Origin of the sequence: Peterkaempfera podocarpi, from assembly GCF_042466665.1 — a bacterium.
In the GTDB taxonomy this organism is placed as follows: domain Bacteria; phylum Actinomycetota; class Actinomycetes; order Streptomycetales; family Streptomycetaceae; genus Peterkaempfera; species Peterkaempfera podocarpi.
Window position 1 is genome coordinate 4,315,463 of the sequence record NZ_CP162102.1, and the last position, 19,509, is coordinate 4,334,971.

At 72.7% G+C, this 19,509-nt stretch carries 17 protein-coding genes and 2 pseudogenes; 10 read left to right on the forward strand and 9 right to left on the reverse strand.

The features are described 5' to 3' along the window. The first annotated feature begins 173 nt into the window (after positions 1-173). Positions 174-1,124: an alpha/beta fold hydrolase gene (locus AB0761_RS18915; protein WP_377270242.1), complete on the forward strand. Its 951-nt coding sequence runs from the start codon at positions 174-176 to the stop codon at positions 1,122-1,124. 125 nt (positions 1,125-1,249) lie between these two features. Here AB0761_RS18915 and AB0761_RS18920 read toward each other — a convergent pair whose 3' ends face one another. Continuing rightward, a complete protein-coding gene (locus AB0761_RS18920; protein WP_377270243.1) occupies positions 1,250-1,882 on the reverse strand; it encodes an HAD family hydrolase in 633 nt (210 codons plus the stop codon). Positions 1,883-2,434: 552 nt separating this feature from the next. After that, positions 2,435-2,716 (reverse strand): annotated as a pseudogene (locus AB0761_RS18925) (ATP-binding protein); the annotation flags it as partial. A 295-nt stretch (positions 2,717-3,011) separates the two neighbouring features. Here AB0761_RS18925 and AB0761_RS18930 point away from each other — a divergent pair. The 9 genes from AB0761_RS18930 (at position 3,012) to AB0761_RS18970 (ending at position 13,112) form a co-directional block, all read left to right on the forward strand. Next, positions 3,012-3,782 carry a hypothetical protein gene (locus AB0761_RS18930; protein ID WP_377270244.1) on the forward strand — a complete coding sequence of 257 codons (771 nt, stop codon included), beginning with the start codon at positions 3,012-3,014 and terminating at the stop codon, positions 3,780-3,782. Between the two features lie 152 nt (positions 3,783-3,934). Continuing rightward, the gene (locus AB0761_RS18935) at positions 3,935-4,696 is read left to right on the forward strand and encodes a YcnI family protein (RefSeq protein ID WP_377270245.1); all 762 of its coding nucleotides are present in this window, start codon (positions 3,935-3,937) and stop codon (positions 4,694-4,696) included. Between the two features lie 95 nt (positions 4,697-4,791). Next, positions 4,792-5,475 (forward strand): SCO family protein, encoded by a 684-nt coding sequence (locus AB0761_RS18940; RefSeq protein WP_377270246.1) that lies wholly within the window; start codon positions 4,792-4,794, stop codon positions 5,473-5,475. After that, complete coding sequence (locus AB0761_RS18945) at positions 5,472-5,972, forward strand: copper chaperone PCu(A)C (protein ID WP_377270247.1); 501 nt, start codon at positions 5,472-5,474, stop codon at positions 5,970-5,972. Before AB0761_RS18940 ends, AB0761_RS18945 begins: the two co-directional genes overlap by 4 nt. Before the next feature lie 15 nt (positions 5,973-5,987). After that, positions 5,988-8,015: a FixH family protein gene (locus AB0761_RS18950; RefSeq protein WP_377270248.1), complete on the forward strand. Its 2,028-nt coding sequence runs from the start codon at positions 5,988-5,990 to the stop codon at positions 8,013-8,015. 77 nt (positions 8,016-8,092) lie between these two features. After that, on the forward strand, positions 8,093-9,382 hold the full coding sequence (gene efeB / locus AB0761_RS18955; protein WP_377270249.1) for an iron uptake transporter deferrochelatase/peroxidase subunit: 1,290 nt from the start codon (positions 8,093-8,095) through the stop codon (positions 9,380-9,382). A gap of 136 nt (positions 9,383-9,518) precedes the next feature. After that, a complete protein-coding gene (gene pheA / locus AB0761_RS18960; RefSeq protein WP_377270250.1) occupies positions 9,519-10,451 on the forward strand; it encodes a prephenate dehydratase in 933 nt (310 codons plus the stop codon). A gap of 565 nt (positions 10,452-11,016) precedes the next feature. Next, positions 11,017-12,294 (forward strand): serine--tRNA ligase, encoded by a 1,278-nt coding sequence (gene serS, locus AB0761_RS18965; RefSeq protein WP_377270252.1) that lies wholly within the window; start codon positions 11,017-11,019, stop codon positions 12,292-12,294. Beyond that, positions 12,291-13,112: an HAD family hydrolase gene (locus AB0761_RS18970; protein WP_377270253.1), complete on the forward strand. Its 822-nt coding sequence runs from the start codon at positions 12,291-12,293 to the stop codon at positions 13,110-13,112. The genes serS and AB0761_RS18970 overlap by 4 nt, the downstream gene beginning before the upstream one ends. A 119-nt stretch (positions 13,113-13,231) precedes the next feature. Here the strand turns inward: AB0761_RS18970 and AB0761_RS18975 are convergent, their stop codons facing one another. The 7 genes and pseudogenes from AB0761_RS18975 to AB0761_RS19005 all read right to left on the reverse strand — a co-directional run bounded on the left by AB0761_RS18975 (position 13,232) and on the right by AB0761_RS19005 (position 19,502). Further along, positions 13,232-13,948: an ABC transporter permease gene (locus AB0761_RS18975; RefSeq protein ID WP_377270254.1), complete on the reverse strand. Its 717-nt coding sequence runs from the start codon at positions 13,946-13,948 to the stop codon at positions 13,232-13,234. Between the two features lie 38 nt (positions 13,949-13,986). Beyond that, entirely contained in the window at positions 13,987-14,904 is a 918-nt protein-coding gene (locus AB0761_RS18980) for an ABC transporter ATP-binding protein (protein ID WP_377270255.1), read from the reverse strand. 18 nt (positions 14,905-14,922) lie between these two features. Then, positions 14,923-15,825 (reverse strand): ABC transporter permease, encoded by a 903-nt coding sequence (locus AB0761_RS18985; protein WP_377270256.1) that lies wholly within the window; start codon positions 15,823-15,825, stop codon positions 14,923-14,925. After that, positions 15,809-16,815 (reverse strand): annotated as a pseudogene (locus AB0761_RS18990) (ABC transporter ATP-binding protein). The gene AB0761_RS18985 and the pseudogene AB0761_RS18990 overlap by 17 nt, the downstream one beginning before the upstream one ends. A gap of 128 nt (positions 16,816-16,943) precedes the next feature. After that, positions 16,944-17,786 (reverse strand): hypothetical protein, encoded by an 843-nt coding sequence (locus AB0761_RS18995; protein WP_377270257.1) that lies wholly within the window; start codon positions 17,784-17,786, stop codon positions 16,944-16,946. Continuing rightward, positions 17,783-18,481 (reverse strand): hypothetical protein, encoded by a 699-nt coding sequence (locus AB0761_RS19000; RefSeq protein WP_377270258.1) that lies wholly within the window; start codon positions 18,479-18,481, stop codon positions 17,783-17,785. Before AB0761_RS19000 ends, AB0761_RS18995 begins: the two co-directional genes overlap by 4 nt. Positions 18,482-18,638: 157 nt before the next feature. Beyond that, entirely contained in the window at positions 18,639-19,502 is an 864-nt protein-coding gene (locus AB0761_RS19005; protein ID WP_377270259.1) for a hypothetical protein, read from the reverse strand. Positions 19,503-19,509 lie beyond the last annotated feature (7 nt).

Sequence of the window (19,509 nt, forward strand, 5' to 3'; positions counted from 1 at the left end):
CCCTCCTTTCGTCCTGGTACGAGGCTGCGTCCTCACGCGACGTGAGAGTCAACCCGGTTCTCCGGCGGACGGGTGACGCGGCATGCCCCGGCAGGGGTGGCGGACCCGCCCCGGCGGCGGGCGGTGCTACGGATGGTGGATTCGGCGTCCGACCGCGATCCGGGGAGCCCGCCTTGTCCGTCGTAACCGCCACTGCCGTGCAGAGTGCCAATGCCGTGCCGGCCGCCAACGCCGTGCGGGCCGGCTGTGCCGAGGAGCGGGAGCTGTCCTTCGCCGGCTTCGGCTACACCTGCCGCGTCGTTCGGCAGGACGATCCGGTGACGGCCCCGGTCCTGCTGCTGGGCGGCTCCGCGCAGGACCGCAACTCCTGGGTGCGCCACGAGCGCTGGCTCGCGCCGCTGTCCACGGTGGTCACCGTGGACCTGCCCGGGTACGGTGGCGCCGACTTCCTGCCTGCCCGCTACGGCCTGGACTTCCTGGCCGCCACCGTCCGCCAGCTGCTCGACGAGCTGGGGATGGCCGAGGTCAATGTGGTCGGGGCGTGCTTCGGTGCCGCCGTGGGCCTGCGCTTCGCCCAGCACTACCCGGGGCTGGTACGGCGTCTGGTGCTGGCGGGCATGACCAGGACGGAACCGCGGGACCACTACGGCGACAGCGTGCCCCGCTGGTCCCGGATGCTGGAGGCCGGCCGGGTCGACGACCTCGCCCGGGAGCTGGCCGCCTGGTTCGTGGCGCCGCCCGGCCAGGCGCCGGTGCGCAAGCAGGCGGCGATGGCCCGTTTCCTGTACCAGCAGTTCGTGGCGCAGACCCCGCGTCAGCTCGCGATGTGGCTGGAGCACAACATCCGTCTGGTGAACCACGAGTGGTACCGCCCCGAGCCGCTGGCCGAGCTGCCGGTGCTGGTCGTCACGGGGGAGCACGACATCCTCACCACCCCGCGGATGGGCCGCGAGGTGGCCGCCTGCCTGCCCGGCGCCCGCTTCACCACCGTGCGGGAGGCCGACCATCTGGTCCATCTGGAGCGGATGGCGGAGTTCACCGAGGTGCTGGCCCGCTTCTGCAACCGGCCGGTGGACGGCCTGCCCTGGTGCACCCCCGTGGAGACCTGGCCCTGCCGCGGCTGACGGCCCGGCTCACCCGGACAGGGCGCGCCGTTCGCGGTGGTGGCGGTCGGCGGCGTCGGCTGTCAGGTACCGCTTGACCACGGTGCCGGGCCGCAGCTCGGTCCCATGGGTGGACCAGGGCCCCGTCACGGAGCCTCTGCGGGCCTTCCGGTCAGCGGCGCGAGGGCTGCCCGCAGCCCGTCGGCCTGCCGGTAGTGCAGCACCGCCATGCCGGTGGCGCGGGCCACTGCGGTGTTGGGCTCGGTGTCGTCGACGAAGAGGCACCGCTGCACGGGGACGCCGGCCAGCCGGGCGGCGATCCGGTAGACCTCCGGATCGGGCTTGGCCACGCCGACCCTGGCGCTGTTGACGACCGCGTCCAGGGCACCGGTGAGGCCCAGCGCCTCCAGGTCCGACTCCAGCCGGGTGGTGGCGTTGGTGACCAGGACCACCGGCACCCGCCGCCGTGCGGCGGCGAGCAGCGTGAGCACCTCGTGGTCCACCCGGCCGGTCTGCCGCGACCAGGCGGCGCACAGGGCACGGGCCCGGTCCGCCGAGCCGCAGACACCGGCCAGGTCCTCGGCGACGGCGGCCCGCCACTGCTGGTCGGTGACGCGGCCGGTGATGGCGGGGTGCAGCCGCTCGGGGCGGAAGGCGCCCGCTGCCAGGGTCCCGGCCGGAAGCCCGTGGGCCCGGTCGAGATCGGCCATGTGGTCGTCCCACAGCCGCAGTACCCCGTCGAGGTCACACAGCACGGCGTCGTACGGAAGCGCTCCCATGGGCGCCGATCGTGCCAGGGCGGCACTCCGGGGACAAGATCGCAACCGGGCCGACAGCGTCCCGGACAGGCCCCCAACGGGTCAGGAGGCGGCGCGCAGCAGTGCCCCGTCCTGCCACTTGAGGACCTTGTCGAAGCTGAGGATGGTGCCGCGCCGCGGATGGCTGCGGAACTGGACGTGGTCGGCCAGCGCCTGGATCAGAAAGAGGCCTCGGCCGCTCTCGGCGGTGGGGTCCGGCAGGTCGGCGCCGAGCTCCAGTGGCAGCGTGGTGAGGCTCGCGGCGATCGTGAGGCCGCCGTCCAGCACATGGGTGTCGTAGGGGCCAGGGCGCTCGCCGCCGTGCAGCCGGCGGGCCGAGGCGGCGGGGCTGAGCGAGGCCATCACCGCCGCCCTGCTGATCACCGTGGTACGGGAGCGCTTGGACTGGCAGCGCGGCGCGGGCCGGGCCGGGACCTTGTGGGCCGGGGCCACCGGGACGGCGGCGGGGCGGCGCTGCACCCGGGGCGCGGACGGGGCCAGCAGCGGGACGGCCAGGGCAGGCAGCCGGGTGGCGGGGTCACCGGGGGGCCCGGGGGGCAGTCCGGGGCCGCAGTCCATCACCTCGATCCGCAGCCGGTCGCCGTCGATGGACGCGGTGATCTGGAACCCCTCGTCGGGGTCGCCCCCGATGGCGTGCTCGACCGCGTTGGCGCAGGCCTCCGTGAGGGCCACCCCGATCTCGTGGGCGACCTGCGCGTCGACGCCCGCGGTCTCCATGGTGCCGAGCAGGATGCGGCGGGCCAGCGGCACGCTGGCGGGCTCGCGCTTGAGGTGCAGCGTCCACCAGATGTCCACGACGGATTCCTCCTGGCCATGGCTGCGGCTCCACATACAGCTAGGTATTGCCGACGCACTGTGATGCCAATCGTCCGAGGTGCCCCGGACCCCCCGTTCGGCCGATCCCCCCTTTTGGACGACGCAAGGGGCGGACGCGGCCCGGGGACGGTATGCGACGACTTTGCTCCCCGTCCCCCGGAGCGGGTCCCTGCGGTGAGATGATGGGGCCGACATGCCCGTCTGCCGTGCAGCACACACCGCCGGGACGGCCGCCGCACCGCATCGGGTGCATGCTGCCGCCTGGGATCTGCGCATGCTCAGGGCCGCCCCGTTCGCCGCCGTCTGCACTCTGCTGGCCGCAGCCGGGCACACCGTCGCCTCCGGCGGCACCGTGCCGGTCGCGGCGCTGGCTGCGGGTTTCATCCTGGTCTGGGCGCTGGGCGCACTGCTGGGCGGGCGGGAGCGGTCACTGGCCGCGATCTCCGGTGGCCTTGCGGCGGGGCAGCTGATGCTGCACTTCCTCTTCCACGGGATGCAGTCCCTGTCGGTCGGCGGCCAGGCCGGGATGCCGGGGATGGCGACCGGCACCCGATCGGCCCCGCAGACGGTCACCGAGGTCGCGGGGCGGCTGCTCTGCAGTGAGCACCGCCTCGGCGGCGTCCTGATGCTGCCGTCGGGGACGACCCCGTCGCAGCTGGTCTCGCGGGCCGGCCTGGACCCTGCCGCATACGCACCGGCGCCGTCCGCGCCCTGGTGGCATGCGCTGCTGCCGACCATGTCGCCGCTGATGCTGGCCGGTCACCTGGCCGCGGCCGTGGCGGCCGGCTGGTGGCTGCGGCGCGGCGAGGCCGCGCTGTGGCGGCTGGTACGACTGGCGGCCTCGGCCGTCCAGACGTATGCGGCCCCGCTGCGGATCGTCCTGGCGGTCGCCAGGATGCTGCTGCGCGGGCTGCTCGGCGTCTCGGTGGTGCGGCCGCTGCGGGCGTCCTGGGCCGACCGCGGTGGGTGGCGGCTGCCGGTGCCGTCGGCGCTGCGGCACTCCGTGGTCCGGCGTGGTCCGCCGGCGGCGGTGTACGCGATCTGATCGGCCGCCCGGGTGGCGCCGCACTGCGGCGTGCCCCGGTGCACGACCCGTCCGATCGGTCGCGATCCGCGTAAGTCGCAGACAGACCACCCGTGCATCCGCAGCCACCCCTGTGGCCTGCGTGTGCCCAGCTCCGGACGGAGACTCCCACGATGAACCGCAGCACCCTCGCCCGCCGCTCGGCGACCGTTCTGGCCACCGCCGCCGCCGCCGTACTGGCCGCCGCGGGAATCGCCTCCGCGCATGTCACGGTGAACCCGCGCGAGGCCGAGCAGGGCAGCTACACCAAGGTCGCCTTCCGGGTGCCCAACGAGCAGGACAGCGGCTCGACCACCAAGGTCGAGGTCGACCTCCCCCAGGACCACCCGGTGGCCTCCGTGGCCACCCAGCCGGTGCCCGGCTGGACGGTGAAGGTCGACAAGACCAAGCTCGACAAGCCGCTGACGTCGGACGACGGCGAGATCACCGAGGCGGTCACCAGGATCACCTGGACCGCGGACAAGAGCGCCGCCATCGCCCCCGGGCAGTTCCAGGAGTTCAATGTCTCGCTCGGTCCGCTGCCGACCGACACCGACTCGATGACCTTCAAGGCACTGCAGACCTATGACAACGGCCAGATCGTGCGCTGGATCGATGTCGCCAAGGAGGGGCAGGCCGAGCCGGAGCACCCGGCCCCGGTGCTGACCCTCACCAAGGCCGGCGCCGACGACCCGGGCACCACCGCCCCGGCTGCGTCCTCCTCGCCGGCCGCCGGCTCCGACTCGGGCACCGGCACCGGGAAGGCCGAGGCCGCCGCCGGTTCCTCCGAGGACACCACGGCCCGCACGCTGGGCGTGGTGGGCATCGTGGTGGGCGTGGTGGGCGCCGGTCTCGGTGTGCTCGGGCTGCGCCGCAGGGGCGGTTCCGCCTCCTGATCCGCAAGGCGGGGCGGACGGCTGCCATGGGCCCCGTCCGCCCCGCCCGGCCCCACCCCGCCGCCACGGCACCGCATCGATCGGAAACCGCGCAGATGACCCGCACCACCCTGCCGCCGCGCCGCCGCCGCATCGCGGCCGCAGCCGCGCTCACCCTCGCCGCCGCCCTCGCACTCGGCGCCTGCGGCAGCTCCACCTCGGGCTCGGCCGACCAGCAGGCCGTCGCCGTCAAGCAGTCCGGCAACTCCCCCTACCAGGGCACCACCCTGACGCAGCCCTTCAGCAAGCCCGACCTGGTGCTCACCGACACCGAGGGCAAGCGGTTCTCGCTGCGGCAGCAGACCGCCGGCAAGCCCGTGCTGCTCTTCTTCGGCTACACCAGCTGCCCCGACGTCTGCCCCACCACCATGGGCGACATCGCGGTCGCCATGCAGAAGCTGCCCGCCGCCGAGCGCGACAAGGTGGAGGTGGTCTTCGTCTCCACCGACCCGCAGCGCGACACCCCCAAGCGGCTGCGCAGCTGGCTCGCCTCCTTCAACACCCGCTTCATCGGCCTCACCGGCGATCTGGAGCAGGTCAAGAGGGCCGCCAAGCCGCTGGGCATCCTGGTGGAGGACCCGGTGGTCAACAAGGACGGCTCGGTCACCTCCACCCACGGTGCCCAGGTGCTGGCCTTCCTGCCCTCCGACGACAAGGCGCACATCCTCTATCTGAGCCAGAGCTCGGTGCAGGTCTTCGCACACGACCTGCCGCTGCTGGCCAAGGGGGTACAGCCGTGATCCGGCCGCGGGCCGCAGCCGCCGTCGCAGCCGGAGCGGCCGCCGTGGCCCTCGCGGGCTGCGGCTCCCCGGCCGGCGGCGGTCCGTCGGCCGAGGCCCGGCTGGGCTCGGGCGGCGGGGTGGCGCGGATCAGCGTCAGCGACCCGTACATCCCGCTGCCCGCCTCCTCGGGCGCCGCCGCCGGCTATCTCACCCTGCACAACAGCGGCGGCACCGCCGACCGGCTGCTCCGGGTGGCCAGCCCGGACGCCGGCTCGGTGACCATGCACCGCTCCACCACGGCCTCCATGGAGCCGCTGGAGAGCCTCACCGTGCCCGCCCACGGCAGCGCGGCCTTCTCCCGCGGCGCCGACCATCTGATGATCATCGGGTTGACCGGCCGGCCCCAGGTCGGCCGGACCGTGGAACTCGACCTCACCTTCGCCGCATCGGGAACCATCGCGGTGAAGGTGCCCATACAGCCCGTCGCCTACCGGCCGCCCGGCGCCGGAAACTGATCGGAGGGACCGGACATGACCTCCACCATCGACCGCAGACGCCTGCGCCGTCCCGCAGCCGCCCTGCTGCTGGTGCTGAGCGCCGCTCTCGCGCTGCTGCTCGGCGGCGCGGGCACCGCCTCCGCACACGCCGCCCTGGTCTCCACCGACCCCGCCCCCGACTCGGTGGTGGCCACCGCTCCCAGCCAGGTGGTGCTGACCTTCAGCGAGGGCGTCACCCTCTCCGACAACTCCGTGCAGGTCTTCGACCCCGGCGGCAAGCAGGCCGACCTGGGCTCCCCCGCACACGCCGACGGCAAGGACGCCACCGCCGCCGTGCAGCTGCGCGACGGGCTGGCCCAGGGCACCTACACGGTCTCCTGGCGGGCGGTCTCCGAGGACTCGCACCCGGTCTCCGGAGCCTTCACCTTCTCCATCGGCAAGCAGACCCAGACCGCGGTGCCCGCCGCGGTGGCGGGGCGCGAGGGCGGATCGAGCACGGTCGGCGCCCTCTACGGCATCGCTCGCGCGGTGGCGTACGGGACCTTCGCCCTGCTGGTCGGCTCGGCCGCGTTCATCCTGCTCTGCTGGCCCCGCGGGGTGTCCGCACGGCCGGTGCAGCGGCTGCTGATGACCGGCTGGGGCGGTCTGCTGCTCTCCACCGTGGCGGTGGTGCTGCTGCGCGGCCCCTATGAGAAGGGCAGCGGCCTGGGCGACGCCTTCGATCTGTCGCTGGTGCGCACCACCCTGGACGAACGGCTGGGAACCGCCCTCGCCGCCCGTCTGCTGCTGCTGGCAGCGGCCGGCGTCTTCCTGTCGCTGCTGGTGGGACAGCTGTCGCAGAGCGGGCAGGCCGCGGCGGCGGGCACGCCCGCGGCGGCGGCCGGCTCGGAGGACTCCGAGGAGGCCGAGCTGCGCCGGCTGGAGCAGCGTGCGGCCGGTCGCTCGGAGCGCGAGGCCAGGATCGGCCTGGGCGTCGCGGGGCTGCTGCTCGCCCTGGCGCTGGCCGCCACCTGGGCCGGCGCCGACCATGCCGCGGTGGGCCTCCAGGTGGATCTGGCGCTGCCGCTGGACATGCTGCACCTGGTCGCCATGGCGGTCTGGCTGGGCGGACTGGTGACGCTGCTGATCGGCCTGTCCGTTCCCCGCGACCGGGGCGGCGTCACGGCGGGCGCCGTCGGTGTCTTCTCCCGGACCGCGTTCTGGTGTGTGACGGTGCTGGTGGCGACGGGTGTCTACCAGGCCTGGCGCGGGCTGGGTTCCTGGAGCGCCTTCACCGGCACCGACTACGGCCGGCTGCTGCTGGTGAAGATCGGCTGTGTGGTGGTGCTGCTGGGCGCTGCCTGGTTCTCCCGCGGCTGGACGGCCCGGCTGCGCGCCCTGGGCCCCCTCCCGGAGCTGGTTGTGGCCCCGGTGGAACCCGAGCCGGTGGCCGCGGGCGCCGACGACACCCCCCGGGACGCCAAGCGGCGGGCCCAGCTGGAGCGTCAGCGGGCACTGCGCGTCGCAGCCGCGGACCGGCGGGCCAAGGAACAGGCGGCGGCCAGGGAGCAGGCCGCCGGCGCCGACCGCTCCGGGCTGCGGCGTTCGGTGCTGGTGGAGGCCGGCGTGGCGGTGGCGGTCCTGGCCGTCACCACGCTGCTGACCAACGCCCCGCCCGGACGCACCGCCCAGGTCGCCACGGCGGCGGGCACGGCGGCACCGGCTGCGGCGGCTGCACAACCGGTCAACCTCACCATCCCCTATGACACCGGGGGCAGCGGTGCCGGCGCCAAGGGCAATGCCGCCATCGTGCTGGACCCGGCGCGCAGCGGCCCCAACACCCTGCATGTGGCGATCACCGACGCCGCCGGCAAGCCGGTGGAGGTCCCCGAGGTGCGGGTCGCCTTCGACCTGCCGGCGAAGAAGCTGGGACCGCTGCGGCCGACCCTGCAGAAGGCGACGGGCGGCCACTGGTACGGCCAGGTGCAGCTGCCCATGGCCGGCGACTGGCAGCTGTCGCTGACCGTACGGTCGTCCGACATCGACGAGACCACCGAGACCGCACCGGTGCGGATCGGATGAGGGACCGCGGCCGTGAACCGGCGGCAGCGGGTACGGCAGGCACGGGCACGACAGACACGGGCACGACAGGCAGGGGCATGGCGCAGAACAGCAGCACCACCCACACCGGTACGACCGGCAGCGGCGCCGACGACGGCGACTCGGCCGATCGGCGGGCCGTGCTCACCCGGCGCGGGCTTCTCGGTGCGGCAGGGGCGGCCGGGCTGGCCGTCGGCGCGGCCGGCGGTGTGTTCGGCCGCGCGGCGGCGGGGGACGACGGTGCGGCGCCGTCGCTGGGGGCGGCGTCGGTGCCGTTCCACGGCGTGCACCAGGCTGGCATCGTGCAGAACCAGCAGTCCCAGGCGCTGCTGGTCGCGTTCGACCTGGCCACCGGAGCCACCCGGGCGGGCACCGCCGCGCTGATGCGTCGGTGGTCCGACTCGGCGGCCCGGCTGGCCGAGGGCCGTCCCGCGACCGGCCATGAGAACCAGATCGCCCTGGACGCCGGGCCCTGCTCGCTCACGGTGACCTTCGGCTTCGGCGCCTCGTTCTTCGACCGGACCGGCCTGGCCGCGGCACGCCCCGAGGCCCTGGCCCCGCTGCCGGACTTCCCGGACGACGCCATCGACCGCTCCCGCAGCGACGGCGATCTGTGGGTGCAGATCTGCGCCGACGACGCCCTGGTCGCGTTCCACGCACTGCGGGTACTCCAGCAGCAGGCCGCCGGGACGGCGTCGGTCCGCTGGCAGATGTCGGGGTTCAGCCGCTCCCCGGGCGCGACAGCCCGTCCGATGACCACCCGCAATCTGATGGGGCAGCTGGACGGCACCAACAACCCCAGGGCATCCGACGCCTCCTTCGCCGCCAAGGTCTTCGTCCCCGCGGGGCCGGCCGACCCGGCCTGGATGTCCGGCGGATCCTATGCGGTGGTACGCCGGATCCGGATGCTGCTGGACAACTGGGAGAACCTGCCGGTCGACCGGCAGGAGCGGGTGATCGGCCGCCGCAAGTCGGACGGCGCGCCGCTCTCCGGCGGCACCGAGACCACCGCCGTGGACCTGGCCCGGCAGAACCCCGACGGCACCCTCGCGGTGCCGGCCGACGCCCACATCCGGGTGGCGGCGCCGGCGGCCAACAGCGGGGCGACGATGCTGCGCCGCGGCTTCTCGTACCACGACGGCTTCCGGGCGGACGGCGCACCCGACGCGGGTCTGCTCTTCATCGCCTTCCAGTCCGATCCGCTGACCGGCTTCGTCCCGGTGCAGCGCAAGCTGGCGGGCGCGGACAGCCTCTCGCGGTTCCTCAGGCACGAGGCGAGCGGGCTGTACGCGGTGCCGGGGGGCGCGGCACCGGGCGGCTATGTCGGCCAGGCGCTGCTGGAGTCATGACCGGGCCCGGGGGGCCGGTCGCACAGATGCGGTCCCACTGAGCGGAACAGGTCACGGTATCGGGACCGGAGTGGCTAAGGTGGCGAAACGGACGTCCGTATGCGGACTCCCCAGCAGCACACCGTACGGAGGCGGCATGTCGGCCACCCGCTACACCTACCTCGGGCCCGAGGGCACCTTCACCGAGGCCGCCCTGCGCTCGCTTCCCGAGGCTGCGACCCGGGAGCTGGTGCCGATGGTCTCGGTGCCCGCGGTGCTGGACGCCGTCCGCCGCGGCGAGGCGGCGGGCGCCCTGGTGGCGATCGAGAACTCGGTGGAGGGCGGGGTCACCGCCACTCTGGACGAGTTGGCCACCGGCTCGCCGCTGATGATCTACCGCGAGGTGCTGCTGCCGATCGCCTTCGCGCTGCTGGTGCGGCCGGGGACGGCGCTGGCCGATGTGAAGACGGTCACCGGGCATCCGGTGGCGCAGCCCCAGGTGCGCAAGTGGCTGGAGGCCCATCTGCCGGATGCGCTCTGGGAGTCCGCCGCGTCCAACGCCGACGGGGCCCGGCAGGTGCAGGAGGGCCGGTTCGACGGCGCTTTCGCGGGCGAGTTCGCCGCGTCCATGTACGGATTGCAGCCGCTGGTCACCGATATCCACGGCGGCCGCTCGGCGACCACCCGCTTCGTTCTGGTGGGCCGCCCCGGGCGGACGTCCTCCCCCACAGGGGCCGACAAGACGTCGGCGGTGGTGTGGCTGGGCGACGACCATCCGGGCGCACTGCTGGAGCTGCTCCAGGAGTTCGCGGCCCGCGGCGTCAACCTGATGCGGATCGAATCCAGGCCCACCGGGGAGGGGCTGGGGAAATACTGCTTCTCGATCGACTGCGAGGGCCACATTGTGGACCGCCGGGTGGGTGAGGCCCTGATGGGGCTGAAGCGCATCTGCCCCAAGGTGCGGTTCCTGGGCTCCTATCCGAGGGCGGACGAGGTGAAGCCGACGCTGCGGCCCGGCACCTCGGATGTGGACTTCACCGGGGCGGCGGAGTGGCTGGCGCGGTGCATGGACGGACGCGGCGAACGCTGACCACTGCTGCCTGATCAGGACAGATCAGTACTGATCAGGTCAGATCGGTGTCAATCAGTCGACTTTTCCGCCATCCAGGGGATGACCATCCCACCCCCCACCTGGGGCGCAGCCGGAAATCCACAGCAGGTCAAGTTATCCACAGGTCCTGGGGATGAGTCGACAAAACGTCATGGACGGTAGAGGTGCCCCCCAACCGGACATGTCGGAATCCTGTCACAACAGTGATCACGCATCACTCGATTGGGTGCTCGATTTCCTGCTGATGGGGGAGTTTGGGAGCTTTGCCCACCGGCAGACGCCCCGCGGTCAGTAGTCCACAGCGGCACCACACAGCCTGTGGATGAATCTCCGGCGGGAGGTGTGCACAGCCGGTTATCCACAGGGGAGGCCCAGTTATCCCCAGTAGAGATGATCTCAGAGAACTCGGATGGAAAGCGACAAACACGCTCTATCCGCGCAACAAATCAATCCGGAGTGATCTCTTCCGCTCTCCGGGCGCTCCGACGCCGCCGACCCGAAAAGGTTGGCGGATCAGCCCTCTGGCCCCGGTAGGCTTCGTGCTGTGATTGACCTTCGCCTGCTTCGTGAGGACCCCGACCGAGTGCGCGCCTCCCAGCGTGCCCGTGGTGAGGACGTCGACCTCGTCGACGCCCTGCTCGCCGCCGACGAGCGGCGCAGGTCCTCCGGCAGTCGCTTCGACGACCTGCGCAATGAGCAGAAGATCCTCGGCAAGCAGATCCCCAAGGCCCAGGGCGAGGAGAAGGGCGGGCTGCTGAAGCGCGCCTCCGCACTGGCCGCCGAGGTCAAGGCGGCCGACGCCGAGCAGAGCGCGGCCAAGGAGGAGGCCGAGCAGCTGCTCCGCCGGCTCGCCAACCTGATCGACCCGGAGGCCCCGGTCGGCGGCGAGGAGGACTTTGTCACCCTCGAGGAGATCGGCACCCCGCGCGACTTCGCCGCCGAGGGCTTCGAGGCCCGCGACCATGTCGAGCTCGGCCGGATCCTCGGTGCGATCGACACCGAGCGCGCCGCCAAGGTCTCCGGCTCCCGCTTCTACTACCTCACCGGCATCGGCGCCCTGCTGGAGCTGGCCCTGGTGAACATGGCCGTCGACCAGGCGGTGACGGCGGGATTCACCCCGATGATCACCCCGGCACTGGTGAAGCCCCGCGCCATGGAGGGCACCGGCTTCCTGGGCCAGGCGGCGGAGAACGTCTTCCGCCTGGAGCAGGACGACTTCTACCTGGTGGGCACCTCCGAGGTGCCGCTGGCCGGCTACCACATGGACGAGATCATCGAGGCCGACCGGCTGCCGCTGCGGTATGCCGGTTACTCTCCCTGCTTCCGCCGTGAGGCCGGGACCTACGGCAAGGACACCCGCGGCATCATCCGGGTGCACCAGTTCGACAAGGTCGAGATGTTCGTCTACACCACCCCGGAGGAGGCGGAGGCCGAGCACCGCCGTCTGCTCCAGTGGGAGAAGGACTTCCTCAACGCGCTGGAGATCCCCTACCGGGTGATCGATGTGGCCTCCGGCGACCTGGGCGCCTCGGCGGCCCGCAAGTTCGACATCGAGGCCTGGATCCCCACCCAGGGCAAGTACCGCGAGGTCACCTCGACGTCCAACACCACCGAGTACCAGTCGCGCCGGCTCTCCATCCGGATGCGCGGCGCGGACGGCGTGCGGCCGCTGGCCACCCTCAACGGCACCCTGGTCGCGGTCCCGCGCACCATCGTGGCGATCCTGGAGAACCACCAGCAGGCCGACGGCTCGGTGGTGGTCCCCACGGCGCTGCGGCCGTTCCTGGGCGGGCGAGAGGTACTGGAGCCCCTCCGCAAGTGAGCAGTCCCCGCATCCCCTACCGGCTGATCGCCACCGATCTGGACGGCACCCTGCTGACCGGGTCGGAGACGGTCTCCCCCCGTACCCTGGCCGCGCTGGCGGCGGCATCCGCCGCCGGCGCGGTGCACATCGTGGTGACCGGCCGCCCGGCGGCCGTGACCCGCTCCGTGCTGGACGACATCGGGTACACCGGTCTGGCCGTCTGCGGGCAGGGCGCACAGGTCTACGACGCGGGCGCCCACCGGCTGATCACCTCGGTCACCCTCGACCGGCAGCTGGCCGCGCTGGCGCTGGCCAAGATCGAGGCGGAGGTGGGACCGCTGTCGGCCGCCGCCCACCAGGACGGCGTGGACGGTCGGATGGTGGCCGGCCCCGGCTTTGAGCTGATCATCGCCGATCTGCCGATGACCAGGCTGGAGGACCACCGCGGCCTGTGGAGCGAGCCCATCGGCAAGCTCTACATCCAGCACCCCGGTATGGGCGACGACGACCTGGCCGCCGCCGCCCGTGCGGTGGTGGGCGACCTGGTCGGCGTGGTGATGGCCGGCGAGGGCATCGTGGAACTGCTGCCGCTCGGCCTCACCAAGGCCACCGGGCTGGGCATCGCGGCCCGCCGTCTGGGTGTCACCGCGGCGGAGACCATCGCCTTCGGCGACATGCCCAACGACATCCCGATGTTCGCCTGGGCCGCCCACGGCGTCGCGATGGCCAACGCCCATGCCGAGCTGAAGGCCGTCGCCGACGAGCTCACCGCCTCCAACGAGCAGGACGGTGTGGCCCTGGTCCTGGAGCGGCTCTTCGGCCTGCCCGGCGCCTGACACCCAGCGCCCGACACCCAACACCCGACACCGGCTGCGGCCCGACACCTCACCGGTCCCGGTCGGCCGGGGCGGGGGAGGTGTCGGGCCGCGGTTGCATGCGGAGCCCGGCGCCGGGGCTACTCCTCGCCTGCGAGGGTGAAGCCGCCCAGGCGTACCGCGGCGAAGGCGGTGGCGCCCAGCGTGACCACGATCAGCAGCGGCACTGCGACCGGCAGCGAGACATCGGCGGCGATCACTCCGTGGTGGGCGACCGCCTTGGCGAGCGAGAGGCCCCACTGCTGGATGGACAGCGTCCGGGCCCCGTGCACGAAGTTGCCGACCAGGCTCTCCCAGATCAGCGAGTACATCAGGCCGACCACCACGGCATGCCGGGTGGCGACGCCGAGCAGCAGGAAGAGGGCACTGTAGGCGGCCCCTGCGACAAGCGCCCCCAGGCCGTAGCCGGCGGCCAGGCCGTCCGTGGTGCCGTAGAGGATGAGGCCGGCCAGGAAGGTGGGCAGTGCCGCGAAGACGGTGGTGCAGCCGATGGCGACGGCCAGCTTGGTGACGATGATCTTCCAGCGCGGCTGCGGCTTGGCCAGCAGATAGACGATGGAGCCGTCGTCGATCTCGGTGGAGATGGCACCGGTGCCGGCGATCAGGCCGAGCAGCGGGACCAGGGTGCCGAGCGCGAGGGTGCCGAGGACGTCCACGGCGATGTCGTGGTCCTGCCCGTTGGAGGCCCGCACCAGCACCGAGAGGAGCAGCAGCAGCACGGGGACGACCAGCAGCAGGACGCCGCGGCGGCGGCCCAGCAGGCCGCGTACGGTCAGCCTGGCGACGGTCGGGTTCACGGTGGTGGGCCTCTCTGGGTAGGGATTCTGACGACAGGTCAGGAAGCGACGAGGTAGGAGAAGACGCTCTCCAGGGACTCGTCCGCCGGTGCGACGGTGTAGAGCCGGATGCCCGCCTCATGGGCGACGCGCGGCAGCAGCCGGGTGAAGCGGTGGAAGTCCACGGCCTGGACGCGCAGCGCCTTCTCCTGCCCGTCCAGCTCGATGCCGGCGGTGGAGCCGTCCGCGATCAGTGCCGCGGCGAGCGCCCGGTCGTCGCTGGACCGCACCAGATAGCGGTGCGGGCGGTCGGTCATCAGCCGGCGGATCCGGCGGAAGTCGCCGGATGCCGCGTGCCGGCCGGCGACCACCACCTCGATGTGCCGGGCGAGCTGCTCGACCTCCTCCAGGATGTGCGAGGAGAAGAGGACGGTGCGCCCGTCGGCGCCGAAGCGGCGCAGCAGCTCCATCAGATGGAGGCGCTGGCGGGGGTCCATGCCGTTGAAGGGCTCGTCCAGCAGCAGCACCGCGGGGTCGTGGACCAGCGCGGAGGCCATCTTGACCCGCTGCTTCATACCCTTGGAGTAGGTGCCGGTCCTGCGGTCCTGGGCGTACTCCATCTCCACGGTGGCCAGCGCCCGCGCGGCGGCCGCCCCCGGGTCGGGCAGCCCGTGCAGCTCCGCGTTGGCCAGCACGAACTGCCGGCCCGTGAGGAAGTCGTACATGGACTCCCGCTCCGGGACGAGTCCGATCTGCCGGTAGACCTGCTGGTTGCGCCAGATGGGCTGCCCGTCGAGGGTGACGGAGCCGGCGGACGGCGCCAGGAATCCGCTCATCATGTGGATGAGGGTGGACTTGCCGGCGCCGTTGGGGCCGAGCAGACCGGTGACGCCGGGGCCGATCTGCATGGTGATGTCGTTCACGGCGACGACGTTGCCGAACCAGCGGGAGACGCCGTCGATGCTGATGGTGGCCATGGCTTGGCTGACTCCCTGTCAGAACTTCCGGTAGCGGCGCAGCAGCAGCCCGTAGGAGGCCGCGGCGATCACGATGAACTCGGCGAGGAAGACGATGCCGCCGTTGCTCGGCGGCCAGCTCGGTCCGTCGCCCTGCGGCAGCCGGAACAGCCAGGTGGAGAGCGAGTCGACCAGGGTGGACGGGGAGAGCAGCCCGGCCCAGTTGGCGTTGGGCGAGCCGGTGGGGCCGCCGATCAGGGCCCAGGCGATACCGGCCACGGTGGTGGAGACGACCAGGACGCCGATGATGGCCGCCACTCCGAAGCCGCGCCGCGGGGTGGCCGCTGCCACCACCAGTCCGACGGCGGCGTAGAGGACGGAGTAGAGCAGCGCGGTGCCCAGGCCGTAGAGGGCGTGGGCGGTGTTGTGGCCCACGTCCATACCGGCCAGCAGGGCGCCGAGGTAGAGGATGACCACCGGCAGCCCGGTGAGGATCAGCAGCGCGGCCGTCATCGCGGCGAACTTGGCCCGCACGTAGTCGGTGCGGGTGAGCGGCCGGGAGAAGTACAGCGGCACGGTCATGAACCGCAGGTCGCGGGAGAGCGCCACCGGTGCCTGTGCGGCGAGGAAGATGCCGAACAGGGTGCTGGTGCTGGAGAGGTAGGACGGGTAGTCCGTCGCCAGCTTCTCCGCGTTGGTGGAGACCGCAAGCGCCACGATGATCAGCGCGGGGACGCACATCGCGCCCAGCAGCACCATGGGCAGCACCTTGGACTTGGCGGAGCGGCCGAGTCCGTAGGCGCCGCGCAGGCTCTGCACGAAGAGCGACCGGGTGGCATAGCTGCGGCCCAGGCGCGGACCGGTGTAGTTGCGGTACCCGATGTTGTGGATCACCCCGGTCCGCGGGGTGGCGGCGGCTGCGGCCTCAGACGGCACCGACATCTGCGGAACCCTCCTTGTGCTGGTCGTCGAGGTGGTCGGTGTCGCCGTCGTGGAAGATCTCCACGACCCGGTGGCGGCGCTGCTCCATGCGGACCAGGCCCAGGCCGAGGTCGGCCACGGTGTCGCGGACGATGTCGTAGGTGTCGTCGTCCGCGATCTCCACCAGCATGATCCGGCCGCCCAGTTCGCCCGCGGCGGTGTCGGGCCGCACGGTCAGCCCGGCCGCCGTCAGCCGGTCGCGCACCGCGCTGTCGGGGTCGGCGTCGGTGCCCGGCTCCACGTCGTCGGCGGCAACCTCGACGGCCAGCAGCTGGATGGCCTCGGTGAAGGACGCGGTGGACGAGGAGCGCAGCAGCCGCCCGCCGTCGATGACGACCAGGTGGTCGCAGGTCCGCTCCAGCTCGCCCAGCAGGTGCGAGGTGACCAGCACGGAGATGCCGAAGTCGGTGTGGATGCGGCGGATCAGGCCGAGCATGTCGTCACGGCCCACCGGGTCGAGCCCGTTGGTGGGCTCGTCCAGCAGCACCAGCTGGGGGTCGTGGACCAGCGCCTGGGCGAGCTTGACCCGCTGCTTCATGCCGGTGGAGTAGCCGCCGATGGGCCGGTAGCGCTCCTCGTACAGACCGACATGGCGCAGGGTGTCGGCGGTGCGCTCGCGGGCCGCGGCCGCCGGCAGCCCCGACATCCGCGCCATGTGGACGACGAACTCGGTCGCCGAGACATCCGGCGGCAGGCAGTCGTGCTCCGGCATGTAGCCGACCCGCTCCCGGATGGCGGGACCGTCGGTCGCGACGTCCAGGCCGAGGACGCGGGCGGTGCCGGAGGTGGCGGGAGCCAGCCCGAGCAGGATCTTGATCAGCGTGGACTTGCCCGCGCCATTGGATCCGACCAGGCCGACCACACCGGGCTGCACATCGACTGTGAGCCGGTCCAGCGCGGTGACCCGGGGAAGCTCTTGGTGAGACTGTCCGTGGTGATGACTGACGACACGCTCAGAACCTAGCGGTCCCGGGGCCGCAGCGACATGCCCTGGGAAGGTGATCACCTCCTGCTCCCTGAGGCGTACCCGCCCGGGGTCGTCCCCTAGGGGACGGCCCCGGGCCGGGAGTGCGCGGCGTTCAGCCGAGCAGCTCGCCCTGGTCCGTGACCACCTGCCGATAGGCGGTCGCGGGCACCCCCGCGGGGTTGCTCATCACCACGGCGCCCACCAGGTCTCCGGCACGCAGTTCCACGACGTGGACGATGTCGCGCTGCTTGCCGCCGATCTGCTTGGGCTCCGACAGCGCCAGACTCTCCAGGCCTGACGGGAGCTGGAAGTCGGCGTTGTCGGCGGCGAAGCTGTTGGAGACCGTCTTCACCCCGGTGCCGTAGATGGCGGAGTAGAAGGCCTGCGACTCCGCCTGGGAGCCAAAGCCCACCAGCCGGATCTCGGTGCGGGTGCCGTCGGGCGTGGTCCAGGTGCGGCCCGCGCCGCGGCGGCAGAGGCTCTCCTTCATCTGGCGGCCGGTCCTCGCGGAGTCGGTGAAGAGCAGGGTGAAGGCCTTGCACTCCTGGTCCGCGCTGCTCGACCTGGCGGAGGTGGTGACGTTCGTCGCCTCCTTGGGCGCGGGCAGCAGCAGGCCGCGCAGATCTGCCCAGTGGCGGCCGTCGTTGCCGTTGGCGAAGGGGCTCGGCCTGCCGGAGGGCAGCGGCGGCAGCGTCAGTTCCGGGAAGGCGTAGCGGCCGTCCGGGGCGGTCCGCAGCCCTGGGATGTCGGTGCGGTCCGGTGTGGTGACGGCGATGGCGGCTTCGGTGCCGGCGAGGCCGAGGACCAGGACGGCTGCGCCCCAGCGCAGCACGGTGCGCAGCCTGCGCCGGTTGCGGGGCGGCTGCGGCTCGGTGTCGGCGACCGGTGCCCCGGGGTCGGCAGCGAGGACCTGCGTACCGGCTTCCAGTGCGGCGGGGATCTGCTGGTCCGTCATACTGCGGCTCCCGGGCGTGCCAGACGGTCCAGCTGCGCCTTGAGCAGCTGCACGGCTCCGTCCTTGTCCAGCGGTGTAACGCCGGTGACGTCCATGGAGATCAGGAGGTCGCCCTCGGCGGCGAAGCAGGTCATGAAGTCGATCTTGGCCGACGGTTCGAGCGGCGGAAGCACACAGCGGGCGTTCTGATGCCCGGCGACGGCCGGTCCCTGCCGGAAGGCGCCGCTGGCGTCGACCACCGCCCCGTTGAAGGCGCTGGCCGCGGCGACGGCCTGCTGGTTGAACTGGTCGAGCCGCATCTCCACCATGAGGCCGCCGCTGCGGTCCTGGTAGGTGCGCAGTCCGCTGGCGCGCAGGTGCAGCGACTTCCAGGCCTTCTCGACCGTCTTGCGGTTCTTCTTGGGGACGGTCTTGAGGGCCTCCTCCTCCCGGGACGCCAGCTGCTTGCTGTTGAGCTCGGCGTCATTGCCGGACCCGCCGCTGTCGGGGCCGAGCGTGTAGGAGTCCGGCACCGGCAGCAGCAGGTCGCGCAGCGACCCGAAGTGGTTGCCGTTGGAGTGGCCGCCCCAGGCGGGTGAGGGCGCCACGGTGGGCGCGGTCGCCGCCGGGGCGGCTGCCGCGGTGGTGTCGTCCTGGTAGGCGGTGTGCAGCAGCACCTCGCCGACGCCGACGCCGGCCAGGGCTGCGGCCACCACGGCGGCGACCGGCCGGAGCACCCGGCGCCGGCGGGCCGGGCGAGCGGGGGCACCGCTCGGGACGGCAGCGGCGAACGCCCCGGGCCGTCGGGGTGGTCACCGGTCGGCAGCTGCGCGCCGTCGGGCACGGCGGGGCCGCTCGGGTTCTGCAGGTCGGTCACAGCAGCTCCCACTGGCGCTTGGCGAGGTCTGCCACGTGGCGGATGTCCACCTTCCTGGGCGAGTGCACATCGATGCGCATCACCACGTCTCCGTAGCGTGCGACGGCCAGCCCGAAGTAGAAGCGCTCCGTGGACTCGGCATAGGCCTGGCTCTTGTCGGTGGTGTAGACGACCCCGGTGTCCGTCCCGGGGATCTTCTGCTCGGTGCAGGGGTCGTCCTTGAAGCTGCCGCAGTTCTCGGCGTCGGAGATGGCCTTGGACGTCTCCGAGGCATGTCCTGGCTGGTACTGGATCAGCCGGACCCGTACATCGGTGTCACCCTCCCGCCAGCTGACCTCTGCGGCGCGGCGGAAGCCGGCGCCCAGCAGGGCACGGAACGCATCGTCCGAGTCGCCCCACAGCAGCGCCATGTCGGCGGCGGACATCCAGCCGTCCTCGCCGGGGAGGTAGTCCCAGTCCTTGACGCCCTTGGGCTTCTTGAGCAGCAGTTTGCGCAGGTCGCCGTCGACGGCCTGCGCGGCGGGTGCCGCTGCGGCGGCCGCCGCGGCGTTCAGCGACCCGGCCGGGTAGTGCGGCTGCGGTGCCGTCAGCGGGGGCAGCGGCGTCGGCGGCCGGTGGGACTGCACGGCGTAGCCGACCCCGCCCCCGGCGAGCACGCCCAGCACCAGGGAGGCGGCGATCAGCAGTGCGGTGCGGCGGCCCCATGACCGGGGCCGGGCCGGCGGCTTCCCGTCGTCGGCGGGCGCGGGTACCGGCGCGGCGGCGAGGGCGGGCGCCTCACCGGACGGATAGGGCTTCCAGGGGTCGAAGTCGGCGGGGACGTCGTCGGGAGCGCGCTGCTCCGCGGAATCGGTGCTCAAGGGACAC